Source organism: Streptomyces sp. JHA26, assembly GCF_002005565.1.
Classification (GTDB): Bacteria; Actinomycetota; Actinomycetes; order Streptomycetales; family Streptomycetaceae; genus Streptomyces.
On the sequence record NZ_BDJC01000010.1, the window covers coordinates 92,518 to 113,648 of the forward strand.

Genomic DNA, 21,131 nt, shown 5'->3' on the forward strand with positions numbered 1-21,131 from the left:
GGGGGCATGAAGGAGTTTCTGGAGATCGTCGGATTCCTCGCTCTGGTGCAGGGCGTGGCCGGTCTGGTGCACGAGTTCACCGGCTGGGACTGGGGTTTCGTGCAGCGCGTCGGCTTCCTCGACGGCTACGAGATCTACGCGAGCGTCGCCCTGATCGTGCTGAGCCTCGCGCTGTTCGCCGCCGCCGAGAGCCGCGGAGCGGAGTGAACGCGGCACCCCGGTTCCGCGGCGCCGTCCTCAGCAGCCGTGGTCGACCAGGTCGAACGACGCGTAGTGGTCGGCCGTGTAGTAGTCCTCCTGGTCCTCCTCGCCGGTGACGATGCGGCGCGCGCCGCGGGTGTCGGAGCCCGGGGTGATCACCGTGTACTCGTGGTAGTACCCGGCGGACCGGCTGGGCAGGACGCCCTCCCGGTTCTGGAAGACGGTCCCGTCCTGTTCGTACGGGTAGGGACCGCCCTGCTCGATCAGGTCGAGCGTGTCGTGCGCCTGGGCGGGCAGGTCGCTGTAGCAGATGTCGCCGACCGCGGCGGTGGCGGCGCCGGCGGTGGTGGCGGAGACGGAGCCGCCCACGAGGAGGGCGGACAGGACTGCGGCTGCGGCGCCGGTCCGGGCGGCGCGTGGGGAGAATCGCATGGCCTCATGATGACGCGCGTAGACGATGGCATGTCAATGACAAGACCGTGGAGCTTCCCTGGACGTCGTATGTGTTTTCGGCGACTCCGCCCCTTCGTCCGTGCCGTCGGCCGCGGACGAGGTCGACGTCCGTTCGCCGCCGGTGCGGGTATGCGGGGCCCGCTGGGATGGACCCATGAACACGAACACGAACGCACCCGCCTTCGCTCCTTCGACCGGACGGACGGCCCTGGTGACCGGCGGCAGCCGCGGCATCGGCGCGGCCACCGCGCTGCGCCTGGCGCGGGAGGGCGCGGACGTCGCCCTCACCTACGTGAACGGCGAGGACGCGGCCGCGGACGTCGTACGGGCCGTGGAGGCGCTGGGGCGCCGGGCGGTGGCCCTGCGGGCGGACTCCGCCGACGCCCGGGAGGCGGCGGGGGCCGTCGAGCGGGCGGCACAGGCGCTCGGGAGCGACATCGACGTGCTGGTCAACAACGTGGGCCTGGGACTGCTCGGACCGCTGGAGAGCCTGTCGCCCGCCGACGTCGACCGCCTGCTGGCCGTGAACGTCCGCGGCGTCTTCCTGACCTCCCAGGCGGCTGCGGCCCGCATGCCGGAGGGCGGCCGGATCATCACGATCGGCACCTGCATGACCCAGCGGGTGCCGGGGCCCGGCGGCACGCTGTACGCCATGAGCAAGGCGGCCCTCGTCGGCCTGACCAAGGCCCTGGCGCGGGAGCTCGGTCCGCGCGGGATCACGGCGAACATCGTCCACCCGGGGCCGATCGACACGGACATGAACCCGGCGGACGGCCCCCACGCGGACGGACAGGCCGCCATGACGGCACTGGGCCGTTTCGGCACGGCGGACGAGGTGGCGTCGACCGTGGCGTACCTGGCCACCGCCTCCTACGTCACCGGCGCGGAGTTCGCGGTGGACGGCGGCCACGCGGCGTAGGGGCCGCGGGGCACAGGGGCCGCGGGCAGGGCCGACCGCGGGCAGGGCAGGACCGACCGCGGCCGGCACGCTGCCGTCCGCCACGCGCGCGGGGCGCACCGGTGCTGTCCTGCCGGTGCGCCCCGCGGTACTCGGGGACCGGCCGCTCCCGTCGCCGGGGCCGGCCGGTCCGTGCGTCAGCCGCCCAGTTCCTGGTGGCGGGCGGCCAGGCGGGCCGCTCCGTCCTCGGTCAGGGAGCCGAACAGGCGCAGGCGGGAGATGCCACCGTCGGGGAAGATGTCCACGCGCGCGTGGGTGCCGACGGCCGCCTCGGGCAGGACGAAGCGGTGGTTGGTGTCGGGCTGCATCCGGGTCCGCGGCAGCACCTCGCGCCACTCACCGGCCCCTTCCCCGTCGACGTCCTTCACCGACACCGACGCCCAGCCCGCCGAGTTGCCCTTCAGGTACGCCGTGTCGATCTCGATCGCGCGGATCCGGGAGCGGCCGACCAGCCGGTAGCTGATCCAGTCGTTGCCCCGGTCGCGGCGGCGGCGGGTCTCCCAGCCGTCGTCCATCTTGCGGGAGCGGCCCGGCTGGATGGTGTTGGTGGCCGGTGAGTAGAAGAGGTTGGAGGCGTCCTCGACCCGGCCGCCGTTCTCCAGCGCGACCACGTCGAAGGTGCCGAGCGCCGCGAGCCACTCGGGGTCCGGGACGACCTCGCCGTACACGCGCAGGCGGGCGATGCCCCCGTCGGGGTGCTGCTTGAGGCGCAGGTGGGTGAAGCGCTGCTCGGCCGAGACGGCGAAGCCGTTGGCGGCGTGGCCGCCGACCGCGGTGCGCGGGACGAGGGTCGTCCACTTCACGTCGTCCGCGAGCAGTTCCTCCGGCGACGGGGAGCCGGCGACCGAGGTGCCCTCGACGGAGACGGCCTGCGGGTAGTTGCCGCGGAAGTGGGCGGTGTCGACGACGACGCCGCGGACCACGCCGGGCGCGCCGAGGCGGATCAGCGCCCAGTCGTGGTCGTCCTCGGTGGGCCAGGGGTGCTCGGCGGAGACGCCGCGGCGGCGGCGGGTCTCCCAGCCGTCCATGACCTTGCCCTTGTGCCCGAAGTGCTCGGGGTCGAACTCGGCGCGCTCGGGCACCAGCAGGTTCTCGCGCTGGGCGAAGAACTCGTCGTTGGCGGCGACGACACCCGCGCCGAGCTGCCGGTCGGCAAGGTTGGCGTACTGGGTGAAGGGGAAGTCGGCGGTGCGGTAGTCCGCGTACGGGTCGCCGCCTCCGTAGGGGTTCGCGTCTCCGGTGAAGCTGGCCAACGAGGTGTTCTGCTGGGCCGTCACGGTGATCAGGAGTTCCTTTCGGGGTCGTTCGTGTGGGTGGGGGCAGGTCCGGACGTGGGTCACGGGGTCCGGGTGAGGAGCTGTCCCTTCGGGTCGGTGAACGCGCCGTCCGCCACGATGCGCTCCCCGCGCAGCCAGGTGGACTTCACGACGCCGTACAGGGTCTTGCCCGCGTACGCGGTGACGCGGTTTCGGTGCTGGAGGCCGGCCGGGTCGACGGTGAAGGTCTCGTCGGGGGCGAGGACGGCGAAGTCGGCGTCGTGACCCGGCGCGACGGCGCCCTTGCGGGCCTGGAGCCCGACGAGACGGGAGGTGTTCGCCGACATCCAGCGGACGATGTCCTCCAGGCCGTGGCCCCGCTCGCGGGCCGCGGTCCACATGGCCGCCAGGCTCAGCTGGAGACCGGCGATGCCGCCCCAGGCGGTGGCGAAGTCGTCGGTCTTCAGGTCGGCGGTGGACGGCGAGTGGTCGGTGACCACGCAGTCGATGACGCCGTCCGCGAGCGCCTGCCACAGCAGGTCCTGGTTGGCGGCCTCGCGGATGGGCGGGCAGCACTTGAACTCGCTTGCGCCGTCGGGGACTTCCTCGGCGGTGAGGGTGAGGTAGTGCGGGCAGGTCTCCACGGTGAGGCGGACGCCCTGGGCGCGGGCCTCGGCGATCAGCGGCAGGGCGTCACCGGAGGACAGGTGGAGCACGTGCACCCGCGCGTCGAACCGCTTGGCCTGCGCGATGAGCGCGGCGACGGCGGTGTCCTCGGCGTCGCGCGGCCGGCTGGCGAGGAAGTCGGCGTACCTGGGGCCGCCCTGCTGCGGGGCGGCGGCCAGGTGGTGCGGGTCCTCGGCGTGCACGATCAGCAGGCCGTCGAAGGCGGCGATCTCGGCGAGGGAGCGGGCGAGCTGCTCCTGGTCGAGGTGCGGGAACTCGTCCACGCCCGACGGCGACAGGAACGCCTTGAAGCCGAAGACGCCGGCCTCGTGCAGCGGGCGCAGGTCCTTGACGTTGTCGGGCAGGGCGCCGCCCCAGAAGCCGACGTCGACGTGCGCCTTGTCGGCGGCGACCCGCTGCTTGACGCGCAGGTTCTCGACCGTGGTGGTCGGCGGGAGGGAGTTGAGCGGCATGTCCACGAGGGTGGTGATGCCCCCGGCCGCCGCGGCGCGGGTGGCGGTCCAGAAGCCTTCCCATTCGGTGCGGCCGGGGTCGTTGACGTGCACGTGGGTGTCGACCAGACCGGGCAGGACGACGTGGTCGCCGACGTCCTCCAGGCGGGCGCCCTCCGGGACGGGCGCGTCGTGCGGGAGTACGTCCGTGATCGTGCCGCCGCTCACCGCGACGGACGCGGCGCGTACGCCCTCGGGAGTGATGACGCGCGTCGAGCGCAGCACCAGGTCAGCCTGGGACACCCGAACCCCTCTCTCTGCAGTCGTTCCGCCACCGGTCCACCACCGGCCCGCCGGTTCACATCCGGGAAACGGGATCTCTCACCACGTAACGGACTTCAACGTTCTGTTGAAGGAGTCTTCACTTCCCGTTCCGCGTCGTCAAGAGGCACCCTTCGTGCGGGTGTGACCGACGACCCCGCTCTGGACGTTTCCACAAAGCGGAATTAGAATTCCGACAGACAGAACGTAGCTATGTACAAGCGGGGAGTCAACCGGCCGCCGGGTAGGCTTCTGCCCTCCCGCCAGCCCCGAAAGGAACGTGCCGTGCCGACGTCCAGCGCCAGCACCACCGACTCCGCCAGGTCCACCCCGGGCGGCGTCCAGTCCCTGGAACGCGCCTTCGACCTGCTCGAACGGATGGCGGACGCGGGCGGCGAGGTCGGTCTGAGCGAGCTGTCCGCGAGCAGCGGGCTGCCGCTGCCCACCATCCACCGCCTGATGCGCACCCTCGTGGCCTGCGGATACGTGCGCCAGCAGCCCAACCGGCGCTATGCGCTCGGCCCGCGCCTGATCCGGCTCGGCGAGTCCGCGTCCCGCCTGCTGGGCACCTGGGCCCGCCCGCACCTGGCCCGGCTGGTCGAGGAGACCGGCGAGACGGCGAACATGGCCCTGCTCGACGGGGACGAGATCGTCTACGTCGCGCAGGTGCCGTCCAAGCACTCGATGCGCATGTTCACCGAGGTCGGCCGCCGCGTCCTGCCGCACTCGACGGGCGTCGGCAAGGCCCTGCTCGCCGGCTTCCCGCCGGAGGAGGTGCGGGCCCTGCTGCACCGCACCGGCATGCCGGCCGCGACGGACAGGACGATCACCACGCCGGACGGGTTCCTCGCGGCGCTGGAGGACGTGCGGCGCCAGGGATACGCGATCGACGACAACGAGCAGGAGATCGGCGTGCGCTGCCTGGCCGTCTCCGTGCCGAACTCCCCCACCGCCGCGGCCATCTCCATCTCGGGTCCGGCGGGCCGCGTCACGGAGGAAGCGACCGACCGGATGGTGCCGCTGCTCCAGCAGGTGGCGGCCGAACTCTCGGAGGAACTGCTGGCCTCGAACGGCAACCCGGCCGGCTGATCCGCCGGTCGGGCCGCACGGCGGGGCCGGGCCGCCGGGAGGGACCGCGCGGCGGTGCCGTCCCCGGACGGGTCCCGCACTCGGCCGGGGTCCCCGCCGGAGAGCGCGGGACCCGCGCCCGCGATGTCCTCGCGGTCGTGCGCCGGCGCCTCACCGCCGCGGCGGGTCCCCGAACAGCTCGACGGCGTGGCGGACCTCCGTCAGCCCGGGCGACAGGGCGCTGACGGAGCCGATCGCGCCGGCTATCAGCAGCAGGGAGCGGCGCAGCCTCGGCACCTCCGGGACCCCGTGGCCCGCCATCGCGGCCAGGTCGGCCAGTTCGGCCTCGGCGATCGCCCGGTCCGGGAAGTCCGCGGGCAGCACGGCCAGCTGACGGCGCAGCCGGGACACCGCGGTCCGCAGTGCCGCCACCCTCACGTCCTCGTCGTCGACGGTCACGCGCCTCTGCCCCAAGCTCCGCAACACAACCCCTCCCCCTCGCACCCCGTCGTGCGCCCCCGCGCGGTGAACGCGCCGAGCACCCCCGTGACGCCGGCCGGGCGCCGGGGGTGCGGGCCAGTAAACGCCACCCGGCGCCGGGCGCGCCACCGCGGGGACCGAAATTCAGCCCTCCGGACAGTGGGCGCGGGCCGGGGGTTTGACGCGCGGTCGGGTATGCAGGACGCATGACGGACAACGAAGACCGGGTGGCCGGGCTGCTTCTCGCCGCGGGGGGGCGGGCGGCGGCTCGGCGGCCGGCCCAAGGCCCTGCTCGAACACCGCGGACACCTGCTCGTCGAACAGGCGGCCGAGGTGCTGTACGCGGCCGGCTGCTCCCGCGTGCACGTCGTCCTGGGGGCGCGGGCCCGGGAGGTGCGCGCACGGGCGGCGCTCGCGGGGTGCGTCCTGGTGGACAACCCGGAGTGGGAGCGGGGCATGGGCACCTCACTGCGCGCCGGACTCGCCTCGCTCGCCGGCACGGGGGCGCGGGCGGCACTGGTCTCGCTGGTGGACCAGCCCGGCATCGGCGCGGAGGCGATGGCGCGGGTGCGCGCCGGATACCGGGACGAGACGTCGCTGGCCTCGGCGGCGTACGCGGGCGTGCGCGGCCATCCCGTCCTCCTCGGGGCGGCCCACTGGGCGGGCGTCACGGCGACCGCGACCGGCGACCGGGGGGCACGCGCCTACCTGAGGGAACACGAGGCGGACATCGCGCTCGTCGAGTGCGGGGACGTGGCGCGGCCGTACGACATCGACACTCCGGCCGACCTGCGCCACCTTGGGTGAAGGGCATGGCACGGGGAGCCACTGTCCCTCGACCCGGAGAATCTCGACATCAACAAACCATTGAAGTTCCACGATGAGGAAACTACTATCCACTGACCAGAAGCACTCGACCGCACAGCGAGTGCGTTATGCCCCATACGCGCCCTCTGGCACCCGGTGCCACCGCTGAAGGAAGTGACAGCTCATGTCCGCACCAGCGCCGTCCACGCTGGCCATCGTCGACGCCGAGCCCCTGCCCCGGCAGGAGGAGGTCCTCACCGATGCGGCGCTCGCCTTCGTGGCCGAGCTGCACCGGCGGTTCACGCCCCGGCGTGACGAGCTCCTCGCCCGCCGCGCGGAACGCCGCGCCGAGATCGCCCGCACCTCCACGCTCGACTTCCTCCCGGAGACCGCCGCGATCCGCGCGGACGACTCCTGGAAGGTGGCCCCCGCTCCGGCCGCGCTGAACGACCGCCGCGTCGAGATCACCGGCCCCACCGACCGCAAGATGACCATCAACGCCCTCAACTCGGGCGCGAAGGTCTGGCTCGCGGACTTCGAGGACGCCTCCGCGCCGACCTGGGAGAACGTCGTCCTCGGCCAGCTCAACCTGATCTCCGCCTACACCCGCACCATCGACTTCACCGACGAGCGCACCGGCAAGTCGTACGCCCTGCGCCCGGACGAGGAGCTGGCGACGGTCGTCATGCGCCCGCGCGGCTGGCACCTCGACGAGCGCCACCTCCGGGTCGACGGCCGCCCGGTCCCCGGCGCCCTGGTCGACTTCGGCCTGTACTTCTTCCACAACGCGCAGCGCCTGCTGGACCTCGGCAAGGGCCCGTACTTCTACCTCCCGAAGACGGAGTCCCACCTGGAGGCCCGCCTCTGGAACGAGATCTTCGTCTTCGCTCAGGACCACGTCGGCATCCCGCAGGGCACCGTCCGCGCCACCGTCCTGATCGAGACGATCACGGCCGCGTACGAGATGGAGGAGATCCTCTACGAGCTGCGCGACCACGCCTCCGGGCTGAACGCCGGCCGCTGGGACTACCTGTTCTCCATCGTCAAGAACTTCCGTGACGGCGGCGAGAAGTTCGTGCTCCCGGACCGCAACGCGGTCACGATGACCGCCCCGTTCATGCGGGCGTACACCGAACTCCTCGTGCGCACCTGCCACAAGCGCGGCGCGCACGCGATCGGCGGCATGGCGGCGTTCATCCCGTCCCGCAAGGACCCCGAGGTCAACGAGGTCGCCTTCGAGAAGGTCCGCGCCGACAAGGACCGCGAGGCCGGCGACGGCTTCGACGGCTCGTGGGTCGCCCACCCCGATCTGGTCCCGATCGCCATGGAGTCCTTCGACAAGGTCCTCGGCGACAGGCCGAACCAGAAGGACCGCCTGCGCGAGGACGTCGACGTCAAGGCCGAGGACCTCATCGCGATCGACTCCCTGGACGCCAAGCCGACGTACGCGGGCCTGGTCAACGCCGTGCAGGTCGGCATCCGCTACATCGAGGCCTGGCTGCGCGGCCTGGGTGCCGTCGCCATCTTCAACCTGATGGAGGACGCGGCCACCGCCGAGATCTCCCGCTCGCAGATCTGGCAGTGGATCAACGCCGGTGTCGTCCTCGACAACGGCGAGCGGGTCACCGCCGAGCTGGCCCGCAAGGTCGCCGCCGAGGAACTGGCGAACATCCGCGCCGAGATCGGCGACGAGGCGTTCGCGGCCGGCAACTGGCAGCAGGCGCACGACCTGCTGCTGACGGTCTCCCTGGACGAGGACTACGCCGACTTCCTGACGCTGCCGGCGTACGAGCAGCTCAGGGGCTGACGCCCGGCCCGGCCCGGCACCCGCCGCCCGCCCGCTCGTGCCCCCGGTACCGCACAGCACCGGGGGCACGAGCGCGTCCGCGTGCCGACGTCACCTCAGGTGCACGGCGTCACTCGGGGCACACGGCGCCATTCCAGGTGCACCACGTCACTCTTGGTGCACCACGTCACTCCAGGTGCACGGACCAGTCCTGTTCCGCGGCCGGCTTGCCGTGCAGGTCGGGGACCTGCTTGAGCCAGTCGGGGCGGCCCCGCCGGGTGCGCGCCGCCCGCCGCTCCTCCTCGGCCGCCAGCTCCTCCCGGCTGGGGAAGTCGGTCGGCAGCCACTGCGCGGACGCCTTCACGCGCGCGCAGAGGTAGTCCGCGTACGCCGCCCGCACCTCGCCCGGCCCCGCGAAGCCGGGCTCCCGCGCCAGCCAGGCGTCCGGCACCTCGGCGACGACGGCGCGCAGCAGCTCGTCGGTGACCTTCGGCGCGAGCTCGGCGTCGGCGGCCCGGACGTCCGGGGTGCTGTGGCCGAGGGCGTGGTGGCGGAAGTCGTACGCCTTCTCCGGCGCGGAGGTGTCCCAGCGGTGGTGGAAGACCAGGGCCGCGCCGTGGTCGATGAGCCACAGGCGCGGGGGCACGGCGCCGAAGGTCGGCCACACCATGAGGTTGGAGCTGTGCACCGTCCGGTCGACGTTCACGGTGAGGGCGTCCAGCCAGACGATCCGTCCGGCCTCCACCGGATCCACCGGGAACCTCCGGGCGACCTCGGGCGTGAAGTCGGCGGCGCCCGGCAGGTAGTCCATGCCGAGGTTGCGTCCCGCGCTGGCGTTCAGCAGGTCCCGCACCTCCTGGTGCGGTTCCCCGGCACCGATCGACGGATCGAAGTCGACGACGACCAGCTCGGGCACGCGCAGTCCCAGCGCCCGCGCCAGCCGCCCGACGATCACCTCGGCGACCAGCGCCTTGCTCCCCTGCGCGGAGCCGGTGAACTTCACGACGTAGGTGCCGAGGTCGTCGGCCTCGACGACTCCGGGAACGGAGCCCCCGGTGCGCAGGGGCTCGACGTAGCGGGTGGCGGTGACCTCTCTCAACACGTTCGAAGGTCCCCTCGCTCACGGGCCTCACAGCTCACGGCCACCTCCAGGGCGCTGCAGTCCGGGAAGGCGGTCCGCCGGCCTCCGGCACGAAGAGAGCATAGTAACCGAGCGTGACAGCGGGAGAGGAGGGCTCGGGCCGTCGCGCCGACGGCCGCCGGGCTTCTCCGCCTCCCGCATGATCGAGGCGGGCGCGGTGGTGCCGCTCCGGCCGGCTCCGTTCCCGGGTGCAGGAGGACCCGTGCCCTCCCGGGGAACACGGCTCCGTGTGCGTCCGACGCCGCCCGTCCGTTTTCGGCGGTCTTTTCGGCACACGGGCGGCGTCGGGCGGCCCGGAGGGGGAAGGCGCACTGCAGTGGACGAGCCAGGGAGGGCTTTGCAGTGGAAGACGATTCCTCGCTCCGGGCGGTGGGCTGGGCGCGGTCGCTGCCGATGGACACCAGTCCCAAGGAGGCGCGCGACTGGGCCTTGCACCACCTGCGGTCCCTGCCGTGGACCGACCGTGCTCCCCAGACGGTGGACGATGTCCTGCTGACCGTCTCGGAACTGGTCACCAACGCCCACGTGCACGCCCACTCCCACGCCCAGCTGGTGATGACCTGGGACGGGAGGTGCCTGCACGTCGCCGTCCACGACGCCTCCACCACGCTGCCCACCCAGCGGGCCGCGACCACCGACCAGCCCGGGGGGCGGGGCATGCTCCTGGTCGACGCCCTGACCGACAGCTGGGAGGCCCGCCCCTGCCCCCACGGCAAGACGGTCATCGCCTGTTTCCATCCGCCGGCCGAGGTCCAGGAGCCCTGCTGACACCCGCGTGACGCGCGGGAACCCACGGGTCGCGGTCCCGGGAGGGCGCCCGCAGCAGGCGGATGCCCCGTTTGCCCGCTTACCCTGATTCTGTGGAGCCGCATGCACCTCCCCCGGACAGCGGTCACGACGGCCCGGAGCCGCCGGCCGCCGGGGTACGTCCGGAGATCCTCGCCTCCTGGCAGCGCTCGCAGTCGCTCGGCATCGACCAGGAGAAGGCCGCCCTGCCGGTCGAGAGCGACCTGAACCCCGACTCCCGGCTGCTCAGGGCCGCCACGCCGGTGCTGGAACGCCTGTACGAACAGCTCTCGGGCGTGCCGGCGACCGTGGCGCTGGCCGACTCGCGGGCGATCATCGTGGACCGGTGGGGCGACCCCGCGGGGCTGAGGCTGATGGACGCCGCCTCCCTGGTGCCGGGCGCCAACGTCGACGAGCGGTTCATGGGGACCAGCAGCGTCAGCATGGTGCTGAGCACCAGGGCGCCGTTCGTGGTCGTCGGCCACGAGCACTTCCTGCACGACCTCAAGGAGCTGACCTGCATGGCCGCGCCGGTGCGCGACCCGGTGGGCGGCGCCGTACGGGGCGCGGTCAACCTCTCCGTGCCCCGGGAGCTGGCCGACCCCCGCATGGCGCTGGTCCTGCAGGAGGCCACCGAACGCATCGGGGAGCGCCTGCTGGAGCTGGGGACGGCCCGCGAGGCCGAGCTGATGCGCTCCTTCCACCGGGCCAGGGAACGCGGTGGGCACGCCGAGCTGCACCTCGGCTCGGGAGAGCTGTCCCGGCTCGGCAAACCGCCGCCGCAGCTGGCCTCGCAGGAACGGTCGCTGCTGCTGGAGCGGGCCGTCGAGCTGATCTCCTCGACCGGTGAGGCGTTCACGGAGGTCCCGCTCGCGGGCGGTCGCGTGGCCGTGCTGCGCCGCCGGGAGCTGCACCACGGCGACGCGGAGGGCGCGGCGGTCGAGGTCAGCTTCGAGGACGCCCGCGGCACGGGGACGGCGGCCCCGGCCACCGCGACGACCCCGGCCACCGCGTCGGCCCCCGACGGCCGTCACGTGCCCCTTCTGGACCGTCCCACCGGGGCGGCGGAGGCGGAAGCGCCCGACGAGACGGCGCAGCCGCAGGCCGCCGGACCGGCCGACGCGTGGCTGCTGCTGGTGGGCGAGCCGGGCGTCGGCCGGCTCGCCGCCGAGGCGCGCGGGCGGCTGTCCCTGCTGAACGAGGCGGGCACCGGGCTCGGCACCACCCTGGACATGCGGCGCACCGCCGAGGAACTGGCGGAGATCACCGTGCCGCGCTTCGCCGACCTGGTCGTCGTCGACCTGGTGGAGAGCGTCCTGGCGGGCGAGGAGCCACCCCCCGGACGGCTGTCCCCCGACGTGACGCTGCGCCGGGTGGCCGCCTGGGCGGGCGAGGACGCCGGCGGCGCCCCGGCCGGCGGCGTGGACGAGCCGGCCGGCTACCCCGCCGGTACTCCCCAGGCCCGGTGTCTGGAGACCGGGCGGCCGGTCATGGACTCGGTGATGACCGCCGCCCTGGCCGGGCACCCGGCCGACCGGGTGCACCCCGTCGCCCTGCTCGGCGAGGGCGTGCACTCCTACCTGGGCGCCCCGCTGTCCGCCCGGGGGTCCGTCCTGGGCCTGGCGGGCTTCTACCGCCGCGGCAGGACGCGGCCGTACGAGCAGGACGACCTGACGCTGGCGGGCGAGCTGGCGGCCCGTGCCGCGATCAGCGTGGACAACGCCCGCCGCTACCGCCGGGAGCACCACGCCTCCCTCACCCTGCAGCGCAGTCTGCTGCCGCACGCCCTGCCCCGGCTGGGGACCGTCGACCTCGCCTCCCGCTACCTGCCCGCGGACGCCAGGGCGGGCGTGGGCGGGGACTGGTTCGACGTGATCCCGCTGTCCGGGATGCGCGTGGCGCTGGTCGTCGGGGACGTACCCGGAAACGGTCTGCAGGCCGCGGCGACCATGGGCCGGCTGCGTACGGCGGTGCGGACGCTGGCCGGACAGGACCTGCTGCCCGAGGAGGTGCTGGCCCACCTGGACGACCTGGTCAGCCGCACCCACGACGAGGCGGCCGACGAACAGGACCCCGCGACCGGGACGACCCTCCTGTACGTGGTGTACGACCCGGTGACGTGCAGTTGCACCGCCGCACGGGCCGGTCATCCGCCGCCCGCCGTGCTGACGCCGGGCGGCCGGGCGCGGCTGCTCGACCTGCCGGCCGGCCCGCCCCTGGGGCTCGGCGGGATCCAGCCGTACGAGTCCGCCGTCGTCGACCTGCCCTCGGACAGTCTGCTGGCGATGTACACCGACGGCCTGCTCAAGGAGGACCGCGGCTACGGGGACACCGACGCGCGCACCGGACGGCTGCTGGCCTCGCTGGACGGCGCCGGTCCGGCGCTGGAGGACGTCTGCGACCGGATCACGGGCACCCTCCTGCCCGGCGGTCCGTACGACGACGTGGCCCTCCTGCTGGCCCGGGTGCACGCGCTGCCCGAGGACCGGGTGGCGTCCTGGGAGTTCCCGTCCGACTCCTCGGTCGTGGCGCGGGCCAGGGCGCTCACCCGCGCCCAGCTCGCCGCCTGGGGCATGCGGGAGCTGGACTTCAACACCGGGCTGGTGGTCAGCGAGCTGGTCACCAATGCCGTGCGGTACGGCAGCCAGGGGCCGGTGTGCCTGCGGCTGCTGCGCGACGACTCGCTGATCTGCGAGGTCTCCGACCGCAGCAACACCTCCCCGCGCATCCGGCGGGCGGCCACGACCGAGGAGGGCGGGCGCGGCCTGTTCCTGGTGGCGCAGTTCACCAAGAGCTGGGGCGCCCGCTACACGCCGCAGGGCAAGACGGTGTGGGCCGAGCAGGTGCCGCAGCGGGGGCGGGCCGGGGCGGAACCGGACGAGCAGGCGCTGCTGGCCATGTTCGACGATCCCGGCTGACCCGCCGGCCGGACGTGTCCCGCGTGACGTCCGCGGGGCGCCCTCACCGCCCGCCGGGGCGGAGGTCCGGTACGGCAGCGGACCGCAGGGGGTTCGGCAGCGGCCGGTAGCGTGCGGCGGCGCCGTCCGCGCCCGTCCAGCGCAGCAGGAGGTTCGTCTTCGCGGGCAGCGTCGGCGCGGTGAGCAGGGCCGGGATCTCGGGAAGGTCGTGGCGGGCCAGGGCGGCGCGGAGGGCGGGCCGCGGGTCGAAGCGCGGGTGGTGGTCGGCGAGGGCGCCGGCGATCTCCAGCAGGTGGTTGACGACCAGGCAGTACACCAGCCGTTCCCAGCCGGCCGCGCGGGGCGTGTCCGGCAGGAGTCTGACGCCCTCGGCGTCCCGGAAGAGGGCCTGCACCGGAGTGCCGTCCCCGTCCACGGCGACCAGCGTGTTCTGCAGGTGCGCCTCCAGGACGACGCCGTCGTCGGCGAAGGCGGTCAGGACGGGCGGGACGACGGCGTGGAGGTACGCCTCCCACCAGCCCGCCGGGTCCGGGGCGGCCGTCAGCGGGTCGCCGGGGAAGCCCTCCACGAGGGCCGCGGCGAGCAGTGGGGTCGCGCCGGGCAGCAGGCGGGTGCGCAGGCCGTCGCGGACGACGACGGCGAGTTCCTCGAAGGCGAAGTCGGCGGTGCGGTACCCGCGGTCGGCGAGCCAGACCGCCGGGGGGCCGATCGCCTCGAAGGCCTCCGTGACCGCCGTGTCGGTGCGGCGCAGTCCCAGCAGGTCGTGGCGCCACAGGCGGCGGACGTCGTTGGTGATGCGCACGTCGAGGCTGAACTTCAGGAACAGGTCCTGTTCCGGAGGCCGCTCGGGCGCGTACACCGTGCGGACGGCCGCCGTGGGCCACACCGGGAACGCGGTCGTGCCCAGCCGGATCAGCCGTCCGTCGGCGAAGGCCGGGGCGAGGGCCGTCGCCGTCAGGTCGAGCTGCCAGGGGTGGGCGGGCAGCAGGCGGTAGCCGGACGGGGCTTCTCCGAGGGCGTCCAGGGCGGTGGTGTCGCCCTCCTCGACGACCGTGTCCGCGCGCACGGCGAGCAGCGTCAGCGGGAACCGGGCGTGCGCCTCCGGCGCGTAGGGAAGCCAGCCGGTGTGCGGGCCGCCGCCGCGCGCCTTGGGGGCGGGGTGGTGGGTGTGGCCGGTGAGCAGGGACTGTTCGGAGCGCAGGTACGGGTCGCCGGGCGGGACCGCCCCCGCGCGTGCCGTCAGGAGCGCGGCGACCGCGTCCCGGCTGTCGGTCATCTCGGTGGGCAGTTCGTGGTTGGGCAGGCCGGTGTGGCGGTGCAGTTCCTCGGCGACGAGTTTCACCAGTTCGGCGTGGCCGACGCGGTGCCAGCCGTCCGCCGTGCGCACCTCCGGCTCGGCGGGGCGCCGGCCGCCGCGGACCCGGAGCAGCCGGCCGCCGGGCAGCCGGTGGACCGGGCGGCCGCCGGAGGGCGGGCACGGTTCGGCCACCTCGCGCAGCAGGCAGTTCAGCAGCGGTACCGCCGCGTAGGCGTCGGCGCGTTCCGCGATGTCGTCCGGGACGGCGGTGCCGGAGGGCGGGGGCAGGAGATCCACGCGTTCCACTCGTTCCCTACGGTCTGAAAGGGCGGAGACGATCAGTATGTCTGTCGTGGTCCCTTCGTCGTGACGTCCCGCGCGTACGCGACTCGTTCCCGCCCCGTACCCGAGGAGCCCGCCCGTGTACCGTCCCGCCACCGCCGAGGCCGAGGTCGCCGACGAACTGGCCGTCGTCCGGCCCGGTCTGCTCCCCCGGTACGCGGCCGGGCTGCCCGGTGCCCGCGCGGCCGTGCTGACCCGGCTGTGGCGGGCGCTCGCGCACGAGCCGCTGCCGTGGATCACCGTCCGGGAGCCCGTGCGGGACGGGCTCGTGCTGCGCCTGGCGGACGGACGTCGGCTGTACGGTCCGGCCGCGGATCCGTACCGCACGTCCGCGTACGTCACCGCCGTACGGCTCGACGGGACGCCGTACGACGATCCCGCGCGTCTGATGGCGGATCTCGCCGTACCGCACTCCGCGGGTTTCGCCGCCGAACTCGGCCACAGCGCGGCGTCGTTGGCGCTGTCGCGGACGAGCCGGGAGAATCACCCGGACGAGTGGCCGGACAGTGACCGGGGCTGGGAGCAGCGGGTGGTCGACGGCCATCCGTTCCACCCCAACTGCCGTGCGCGGCCGGGCTTCTCGGTGGCCGAGCAGCTCGCCTACGGGCCCGAGCACGGGCCGGTCGTGGAACTGGGTCTGGTGCCGGTCCCGGCAGCGGGGTGCCTGGTGACGGGCACGTGGCCGCGGGAGTTGCGGGACGGGGGGCGGTTGCTGCTGCCGGTGCATCCGTGGCAGGCGGCGCACGTGCTGAAGCGGACGGGCGGGGGAACGACGCTGGCCGCGCACCCGCTGATGTCCCTGCGCACGCTCGCCGTGCCCGGTGGTCCGCACGTGAAGACCGCGTTGAGCGCGCGGCTGACGTCCTCGGTGCGGGACATCTCCGTCGCCTCGGTCGCCGCGTCGGACACCCTGTCGGCCTTCGGCCGGGCGCTGGCGGCGCGCACGGACGGGCTGCTGGAGGTCACCCGTACCCTGGGCGCGGCCACCGCGCACTCCCCCGACCTGGCCGCCGTCCTGCGCGAGCCGCCCCGGGCGTACGCGGCCGCCGGCGAGCACGTCGTCCCGGTGGCGGCGCTGGCGACCACCGGGCTGCCCCGGTCCCCCGCGTGGCTGGCCGGCCTCGCGCGTCTGTGCCTGACCGTGGGACTGGGTCTGCTCGAACGGGGCGTGGCGCTGGAGGCGCACGGTCAGAACCTGCTCGTGGTGCTCTCGGCGTCGGGCGAGCCGCTGCGCCTGGTCTACCGCGACCTGGCCGACATCCGCGTCAGTCCGGCCCGCCTCGCCCGGCACGGCGTGCCGGCCCCGGACCTGCCCGCGCGCATGCTCACCGACGATCCGGTGGCCCTGCGCCGCAAGCTGTTCGGTTCGCTGGTCGCCGGGGCCCTCGCCGACGCGGCGGGGTCGGGGGCGGCGCTGGGCGCGGCCCTGGAAGCGGCCCTCAATGAACTGCCGCCCACGCCGGACCTGGTGGCGCTGCGCGAGGAGCCGCTGCCGGTGAAGGCGCTGACGCTGATGCGCATGTCGCCGGGGACCGGCGGGGACATGTGGACGGATCTGCCCAATCCCCTGCACGCGAGGTGACGTTGCGGCGTCCACGGGGTCTCGTTTTGGATCGCGGCAGTCCCGGTCAATAGGATCCGCCGATGATCACAAGAAAACGGCTGGCGGCGGGCGTGTGCGCCCTGCTCGCCGCGCTGACGGCCGGGATCGCCCTGCCGGCCGGTGCTGTTGCCGGTGAACCCACGGGCGAGGACGCGCCGAAGGTCGACCTCGTGCTCGACGTCAGCGGTTCGATGCGCACCCGGGACATCGACGGCGGCACGCGGATGGCCGCGGCGAAGCAGGCGTTCAACGAGGTGCTCGACGCGACGCCCGAGGAGGTGCAGCTGGGCATCCGGACCCTCGGTGCCGACTACCCCGGTGACGACCGCAGAACGGGCTGCAAGGACACCGCGCAGCTCTACCCGGTCGGTCCGCTGGACCGCACCGAGGCCAAGACGGCGGTGGCGACCCTGTCGCCCACCGGCTGGACGCCGATCGGGCCCGCGCTGCTGAAGGCGGCCGACGACCTCGACGGCGGGAACGGGTCCAAGCGGATCGTGCTGATCAGCGACGGCGAGGACACCTGCGCCCCGCTCGACCCGTGCGAGGTGGCCCGCGAGATAGCCGCCAAGGGCATCGGGCTGACCATCGACACCCTCGGCCTGGTCCCCAACACCAAGATGCGGCAGCAGCTCAGCTGCATCGCCGAGGCGACCGGCGGCACCTACACCTCCGTGGAGCACACCGACGAACTCACCGACAAGGTGAACCAGTTGGTCGACCGCGCGGCCGACCCGGTGGTGACGCCGGTCGCCGTCGAGGGCGCGGACGCGTGCGCGAAGGCGCCGACGCTGAAGTCGGGGCTGTACACCGACCGCGAGGAGTTCGGGAAGCAGCGCTGGTACCGGGTGGACGTGCTGCCCGGCGAGGAGCTGCGCGCCTCCGTGAGCGTGTCCGCCGACCGGGCCGTGAACCCGTCCTACGGCGTGCTGCTGCGGGCGGTCACGGTGCACGGCCGGGAGATCGTGCGCGGCGAGGCGGCGGACAACGGCCGTACGGACGTGGTCTCGACCGGTCTGCGCTACCCGAAGCCGGAGACCGACGACGCGGACACGGACGAGCCGGCCGCGGAGACCGTCTGCCTGCAGGTCACCCACTCCTTCTCCGTCGCGTCCGGCGTGAAGACCACTCCCGGTCTGCCGCTGGAGCTGACGGTCGACGTCGTCGACGGCCCGAGCCAGGCCGACGACGTGGCCGCGTTCGGCCTCGGGCGCGGCTGGTGGCTGCTGGGCGTGCTGGTACTCGTCGGCTTCCTCGCCGGTCTGCTGTGGGGCTGGCTGTCGCGCTGGCGGTTCGCGGTCTGGAGGACCAACTGATGCGTATCACTCGAGCGTTGAGTGCCGCCGTGCTGCTGCTCGGCCTCGCCGCGGCACCCGCGGCGGCCGACTCCTCGCCCTCCGCGGATCCGTCGGACAAGGGCGGCGCGCCGACCGCGGCGGGCACGTCCTTCCGCACGGCGACGGAGATCGAGCAGGGGCAGCGGGCCACGGCGAACGCCTCCGCGGGCGACTACCTGTACTGGTCGTTCCCGGCGGACGCGCGGCAGCGGCCGACCGTGAAGGCCACGGTGAAGCTGCCCGGGACGCACGCCGCCCAGACCTGGCGGATCGACGTGTACGACGGTCTGCGCCGCCGCCAGGCCTGCCAGTGGGGCGCGCAGACCCGCACGGCGCCCGAGGGCACGCCCTCCGTGGAGCTGGCGTGCGTGCTGCGCACGGTCCGCGCCTGGTCCGAGCCGTGGGCGAACGACCCGCTGCCGGGCACGTACTACGTCCGGCTGACGGTGGTGAACCTGCCGACGTCCGACCTCGGCGTGCCGGTCGGCGCCGAGGTCCGGGTCGACTCGAAGGACATGGGCGGAGCGGCCGCCGTCGACGGCTCGCTGGCCGAGCCGCTGGTGCCGGGCGTCGCGATGACGTCCGGGCGGGACGACGACGCGGAGCGCGGCGCGGTGCTGTCCGCGATCGAGCCCGAGGACGGCTGGTCGTCGGGGTGGTGGTCCGACCGGTGGGTGTGGACCGGGATCGGTGCCGTGCTGGCCGCGCTGGCGGGCATCGGCGGGTACGCGCTGACGCGGGGTTCCGGACGCCCGTCGCGGGTGCCGCCGGGCGCCTGAGCGCCAGTCAGGAGGCCCGTTCCCGACGAAAGGGAGCGGGCCTCCCGGCGTTTCAGGCGGCCCCGCCGAGCGCCTTGGCCGCCGTGCCGTCGCCGGTCACCCCGACCCGCCCGTCCCGCACCGCGTCCCGCAGGTCCAGCTCCCCGCGGCTGAGGGCCGCGCACGTGCCGGCGTCCAGCACCAGCCGGGCGTCGGGCTCCCCGGGCGCGGGCCCGTCACCGTACACCGGGCCCTCGTCCGCGCCGGCGTACAGGTGGAAGTCCCCTTCCTCCAGCCGGACTTCGACGATCCCCTCCGCCGCGCCCGCCGTCCGCAGGGCCCGCAGCAGGGGCAGCGCGAACCAGTGCGCCCGCACCGCGTCCGTGGGCCGCCGCTCTCCCAGCTCACCGGCGCCCCACGCCCCGAGCGCCTCCAGGACGGGCAGCAACGCGCGGCCCCGGGTGGTGAGTTCGTAGACGTACGCCGCACCGGGCGGCGGCAGCCGGCGCCGGGTCGTCAGCCCCTCGCGCTCCATGTCCTTCAGCCGCGAGGCCAGTACGTCCGTGCTGACGCCGGGCAGGTCGGCGTGCAGGTCGGTGTAGCGCCGCGGTCCGGCGAGCAGCTCCCGGACGATCAGCAGGGTCCAGCGGTCGCCGACGGTGTCGAGCGCGCGGGCGGCGGAACAGTACTGGTCGTAGCTTCGGCGAGGTGACATGCGACGCAGTGTAGACATGTTGTTGGACTTTCCAAGCTCCCACTTGGTAAAACCAAGCAACACCAGATGGCGGAGGGGAAGCGGCGCATGGAGTTCCGGCAGTCGAACAAGCTCAGCGAGGTCTGCTACGAGATCCGGGGCCCGGTGATCGAGCACGCCGACGCACTGGAGGCGGCGGGGCACAGCGTGCTGCGCCTGAACACCGGCAACCCGGCCCTCTTCGGTTTCGAGGCGCCGGAGGAGATCCTCCAGGACATGATCCGGATGCTGCCGCGGGCGCACGGCTACACCGACTCGCGCGGCGTCCTCTCCGCCCGCCGGGCCGTCGCCCAGCGCTACCAGGCGCTCGGCCTGGAGGTCGGCGTGGACGACGTGTTCCTCGGCAACGGCGTCTCCGAGCTGGTCTCCATGGCCGTGCAGGCCCTGCTGGAGGACGGCGACGAGGTCCTGATCCCCGCCCCCGACTTCCCCCTGTGGACGGCGGTGACGACCCTCGCCGGCGGCAAGGCGGTCCACTACCTGTGCGACGAACAGGCCGAGTGGTACCCCGACCTGGCCGACATGGAGTCGAAGATCACCGACCGCACCAAGGCGGTGGTCGTCATCAACCCCAACAACCCCACCGGCGCGGTCTACCCCAAGGAGGTCGTCGAGGGCATCCTCGACCTCGCCCGCCGCCACGGCCTGATGGTCTTCGCCGACGAGATCTACGACCAGATCCTCTACGACGACGCCGTCCACCACGCGGCCGCCGCACTCGCCCCCGACCTGGTGGTCCTCACCTTCTGCGGCCTGTCCAAGACCTACCGGGTGGCGGGCTTCCGCTCCGGCTGGCTGGTGGTGACCGGACCGAAGCAGCACGCGAAGGACTACCTGGAGGGCCTGACCATGCTGGCCTCCATGCGCCTGTGCGCCAACGCGCCCGCCCAGTACGCCATCCAGGCAGCGCTCGGCGGCCGGCAGTCCATCCACGAGCTGACCGCCCCGGGCGGACGGCTGCGCGAACAGCGCGACGTGGCCTGGGAGAAGCTGAACGAGATCCCGGGCGTCTCGTGCGTCAAGCCCAAGGGCGCGCTGTACGCCTTCCCGCGCATCGACCCGAAGGTGCACCCGATCCACGACGACGAGAGGTTCGTCCTGGACCTGCTGCTGCGCGAGAAGATCCAGGTGGTCCAGGGCACGGGCTTCAACTGGCCCTCCCCCGACCACTTCCGCATCCTCACCCTGCCCCACGCGGACGACCTGGAGGCGGCGATCGGCCGGATCGGCCGGTTCCTCGGCGGGTACCGCCAGTAGCGGCGGGCCGTCAGTCCTTGCGGGTGAAGCGGACGCCCAGGTCGCAGGGGGTGTCGGGCTCGGACGTGGCGCACAGGGTGTCGCCGTCGTCGACGACCGTCAGCGTGAGCCGGCAGGGCTCGTCGGACTCCTCGGTGAAGGACAGGCCGATCTCCGAACCCGACGTGGCCTGCGGCGAGGTCATGTACAGGCCGTCGTCGTGGGCGAAGAAGGCCCAGTCGCCGCCGCTGTGCCCGCCGGGGCAGCCGGTGTCGGCGAGCTTGCCCGCGTTCAGGCCGGACGCGGTGAAGGTCCGGCCGGCGGTGAGGGCGAGGGACGCCCCGTCGCCGGCCTGCCAGGTGCCGGTGACCCGGTCGGCGGAGACCGTCGCGGTCTCCGCGCCGGCACCGCCGCACGCCGTGGCCGACAGCAGGGTGATCAGCACGGCGGCCGTCCAGCGGGCGGCGGGTGCGAAGGGTGTCTTGAACACGGAGGAATCCTAGAAGGGTGC

18 protein-coding genes and 1 pseudogene are annotated in these 21,131 nt (G+C 73.7%); 11 read left to right on the forward strand and 8 right to left on the reverse strand.

From position 1 onward, the window contains the following. Positions 1 to 6: 6 nt before the first annotated feature. Positions 7 to 207 (forward strand): hypothetical protein, encoded by a 201-nt coding sequence (locus tag JHAT_RS08900; protein WP_077797517.1) that lies wholly within the window; start codon positions 7 to 9, stop codon positions 205 to 207. A gap of 30 nt (positions 208 to 237) precedes the next feature. Here JHAT_RS08900 and JHAT_RS08905 read toward each other — a convergent pair whose 3' ends face one another. Then, positions 238 to 633, reverse strand: coding sequence for a ribonuclease domain-containing protein (locus tag JHAT_RS08905; RefSeq protein ID WP_077797518.1), 396 nt, complete (start codon positions 631 to 633; stop codon positions 238 to 240). 175 nt (positions 634 to 808) lie between these two features. Here JHAT_RS08905 and JHAT_RS08910 point away from each other — a divergent pair, with 175 nt between their 5' ends. Beyond that, positions 809 to 1,573, forward strand: coding sequence for an SDR family oxidoreductase (locus JHAT_RS08910; protein WP_077797519.1), 765 nt, complete (start codon positions 809 to 811; stop codon positions 1,571 to 1,573). Positions 1,574 to 1,749: 176 nt separating this feature from the next. On the opposite strand, the gene alc is transcribed toward JHAT_RS08910, so the two are convergent. Further along, positions 1,750 to 2,889: an allantoicase gene (gene alc, locus JHAT_RS08915; RefSeq protein WP_077797520.1), complete on the reverse strand. Its 1,140-nt coding sequence runs from the start codon at positions 2,887 to 2,889 to the stop codon at positions 1,750 to 1,752. Positions 2,890 to 2,948: 59 nt separating this feature from the next. Beyond that, entirely contained in the window at positions 2,949 to 4,289 is a 1,341-nt protein-coding gene (gene allB / locus JHAT_RS08920; protein ID WP_077797521.1) for an allantoinase AllB, read from the reverse strand. Between the two features lie 303 nt (positions 4,290 to 4,592). Between allB and JHAT_RS08925 the strand changes: the two genes are divergently transcribed. Then, a complete protein-coding gene (locus JHAT_RS08925) occupies positions 4,593 to 5,396 on the forward strand; it encodes an IclR family transcriptional regulator (RefSeq protein WP_077797522.1) in 804 nt (267 codons plus the stop codon). 150 nt (positions 5,397 to 5,546) lie between these two features. Here the strand turns inward: JHAT_RS08925 and JHAT_RS08930 are convergent, their stop codons facing one another. Next, positions 5,547 to 5,861 (reverse strand): DUF5955 family protein, encoded by a 315-nt coding sequence (locus JHAT_RS08930; RefSeq protein WP_077797523.1) that lies wholly within the window; start codon positions 5,859 to 5,861, stop codon positions 5,547 to 5,549. Between the two features lie 200 nt (positions 5,862 to 6,061). Between JHAT_RS08930 and JHAT_RS08935 the strand changes: the two are divergent. Next, positions 6,062 to 6,662, forward strand: a pseudogene (locus tag JHAT_RS08935) (NTP transferase domain-containing protein). Positions 6,663 to 6,846: 184 nt separating this feature from the next. Beyond that, positions 6,847 to 8,469 (forward strand): malate synthase A, encoded by a 1,623-nt coding sequence (gene aceB, locus JHAT_RS08940; RefSeq protein ID WP_077797524.1) that lies wholly within the window; start codon positions 6,847 to 6,849, stop codon positions 8,467 to 8,469. 166 nt (positions 8,470 to 8,635) lie between these two features. Here the strand turns inward: aceB and JHAT_RS08945 are convergent, their stop codons facing one another. Further along, a complete protein-coding gene (locus tag JHAT_RS08945) occupies positions 8,636 to 9,550 on the reverse strand; it encodes a HipA family kinase (RefSeq protein WP_077797525.1) in 915 nt (304 codons plus the stop codon). Positions 9,551 to 9,982: 432 nt separating this feature from the next. On the opposite strand from JHAT_RS08945, the gene JHAT_RS08950 reads away from it, so the two are divergent. Next, the gene (locus JHAT_RS08950; RefSeq protein WP_077797565.1) at positions 9,983 to 10,357 is read left to right on the forward strand and encodes an ATP-binding protein; all 375 of its coding nucleotides are present in this window, start codon (positions 9,983 to 9,985) and stop codon (positions 10,355 to 10,357) included. Between the two features lie 92 nt (positions 10,358 to 10,449). Next, entirely contained in the window at positions 10,450 to 13,293 is a 2,844-nt protein-coding gene (locus JHAT_RS08955; protein WP_077797526.1) for a SpoIIE family protein phosphatase, read from the forward strand. A 43-nt stretch (positions 13,294 to 13,336) separates the two neighbouring features. Here JHAT_RS08955 and JHAT_RS08960 read toward each other — a convergent pair whose 3' ends face one another. Next, positions 13,337 to 14,896 (reverse strand): IucA/IucC family siderophore biosynthesis protein, encoded by a 1,560-nt coding sequence (locus tag JHAT_RS08960; RefSeq protein ID WP_077797527.1) that lies wholly within the window; start codon positions 14,894 to 14,896, stop codon positions 13,337 to 13,339. Between the two features lie 115 nt (positions 14,897 to 15,011). Between JHAT_RS08960 and JHAT_RS08965 the strand changes: the two genes are divergently transcribed. From JHAT_RS08965 to JHAT_RS08975, 3 genes are all read left to right on the forward strand, one after another. Then, a complete protein-coding gene (locus tag JHAT_RS08965) occupies positions 15,012 to 16,514 on the forward strand; it encodes an IucA/IucC family protein (protein ID WP_077797528.1) in 1,503 nt (500 codons plus the stop codon). A 62-nt stretch (positions 16,515 to 16,576) separates the two neighbouring features. Further along, positions 16,577 to 17,851 (forward strand): VWA domain-containing protein, encoded by a 1,275-nt coding sequence (locus JHAT_RS08970; protein ID WP_077797529.1) that lies wholly within the window; start codon positions 16,577 to 16,579, stop codon positions 17,849 to 17,851. Then, the gene (locus tag JHAT_RS08975) at positions 17,851 to 18,651 is read left to right on the forward strand and encodes a hypothetical protein (RefSeq protein ID WP_077797530.1); all 801 of its coding nucleotides are present in this window, start codon (positions 17,851 to 17,853) and stop codon (positions 18,649 to 18,651) included. The genes JHAT_RS08970 and JHAT_RS08975 overlap by 1 nt, the downstream gene beginning before the upstream one ends. A 52-nt stretch (positions 18,652 to 18,703) precedes the next feature. Here the strand turns inward: JHAT_RS08975 and JHAT_RS08980 are convergent, their stop codons facing one another. Beyond that, a complete protein-coding gene (locus JHAT_RS08980; protein WP_077797531.1) occupies positions 18,704 to 19,345 on the reverse strand; it encodes a winged helix-turn-helix transcriptional regulator in 642 nt (213 codons plus the stop codon). Positions 19,346 to 19,432: 87 nt separating this feature from the next. Between JHAT_RS08980 and JHAT_RS08985 the strand changes: the two genes are divergently transcribed. Next, entirely contained in the window at positions 19,433 to 20,641 is a 1,209-nt protein-coding gene (locus JHAT_RS08985) for a pyridoxal phosphate-dependent aminotransferase (RefSeq protein ID WP_077797532.1), read from the forward strand. 10 nt (positions 20,642 to 20,651) lie between these two features. On the opposite strand, the gene JHAT_RS08990 is transcribed toward JHAT_RS08985, so the two are convergent. Further along, a complete protein-coding gene (locus JHAT_RS08990; RefSeq protein WP_077797533.1) occupies positions 20,652 to 21,110 on the reverse strand; it encodes a hypothetical protein in 459 nt (152 codons plus the stop codon). Positions 21,111 to 21,131: the final 21 nt, after the last annotated feature.

What these genes read in the sequence shown, in the direction of transcription:
- JHAT_RS08910 (WP_077797519.1), top strand. Translation starts at nt 809, where the DNA reads ATGAACACGAACACGAACGCACCCGCCTTCGCTCCTTCGACCGGACGG.
- JHAT_RS08975 (WP_077797530.1), top strand. Translation starts at nt 17,851, where the DNA reads ATGCGTATCACTCGAGCGTTGAGTGCCGCCGTGCTGCTGCTCGGCCTC.
- JHAT_RS08970 (WP_077797529.1), top strand. Translation starts at nt 16,577, where the DNA reads ATGATCACAAGAAAACGGCTGGCGGCGGGCGTGTGCGCCCTGCTCGCC.
- JHAT_RS08985 (WP_077797532.1), top strand. Translation starts at nt 19,433, where the DNA reads ATGGAGTTCCGGCAGTCGAACAAGCTCAGCGAGGTCTGCTACGAGATC.
- JHAT_RS08905 (WP_077797518.1), bottom strand. Translation starts at nt 633, where the DNA reads ATGCGATTCTCCCCACGCGCCGCCCGGACCGGCGCCGCAGCCGCAGTC.
- aceB (WP_077797524.1), top strand. Translation starts at nt 6,847, where the DNA reads ATGTCCGCACCAGCGCCGTCCACGCTGGCCATCGTCGACGCCGAGCCC.
- JHAT_RS08900 (WP_077797517.1), top strand. Translation starts at nt 7, where the DNA reads ATGAAGGAGTTTCTGGAGATCGTCGGATTCCTCGCTCTGGTGCAGGGC.
- JHAT_RS08950 (WP_077797565.1), top strand. Translation starts at nt 9,983, where the DNA reads ATGGACACCAGTCCCAAGGAGGCGCGCGACTGGGCCTTGCACCACCTG.
- JHAT_RS08980 (WP_077797531.1), bottom strand. Translation starts at nt 19,345, where the DNA reads ATGTCACCTCGCCGAAGCTACGACCAGTACTGTTCCGCCGCCCGCGCG.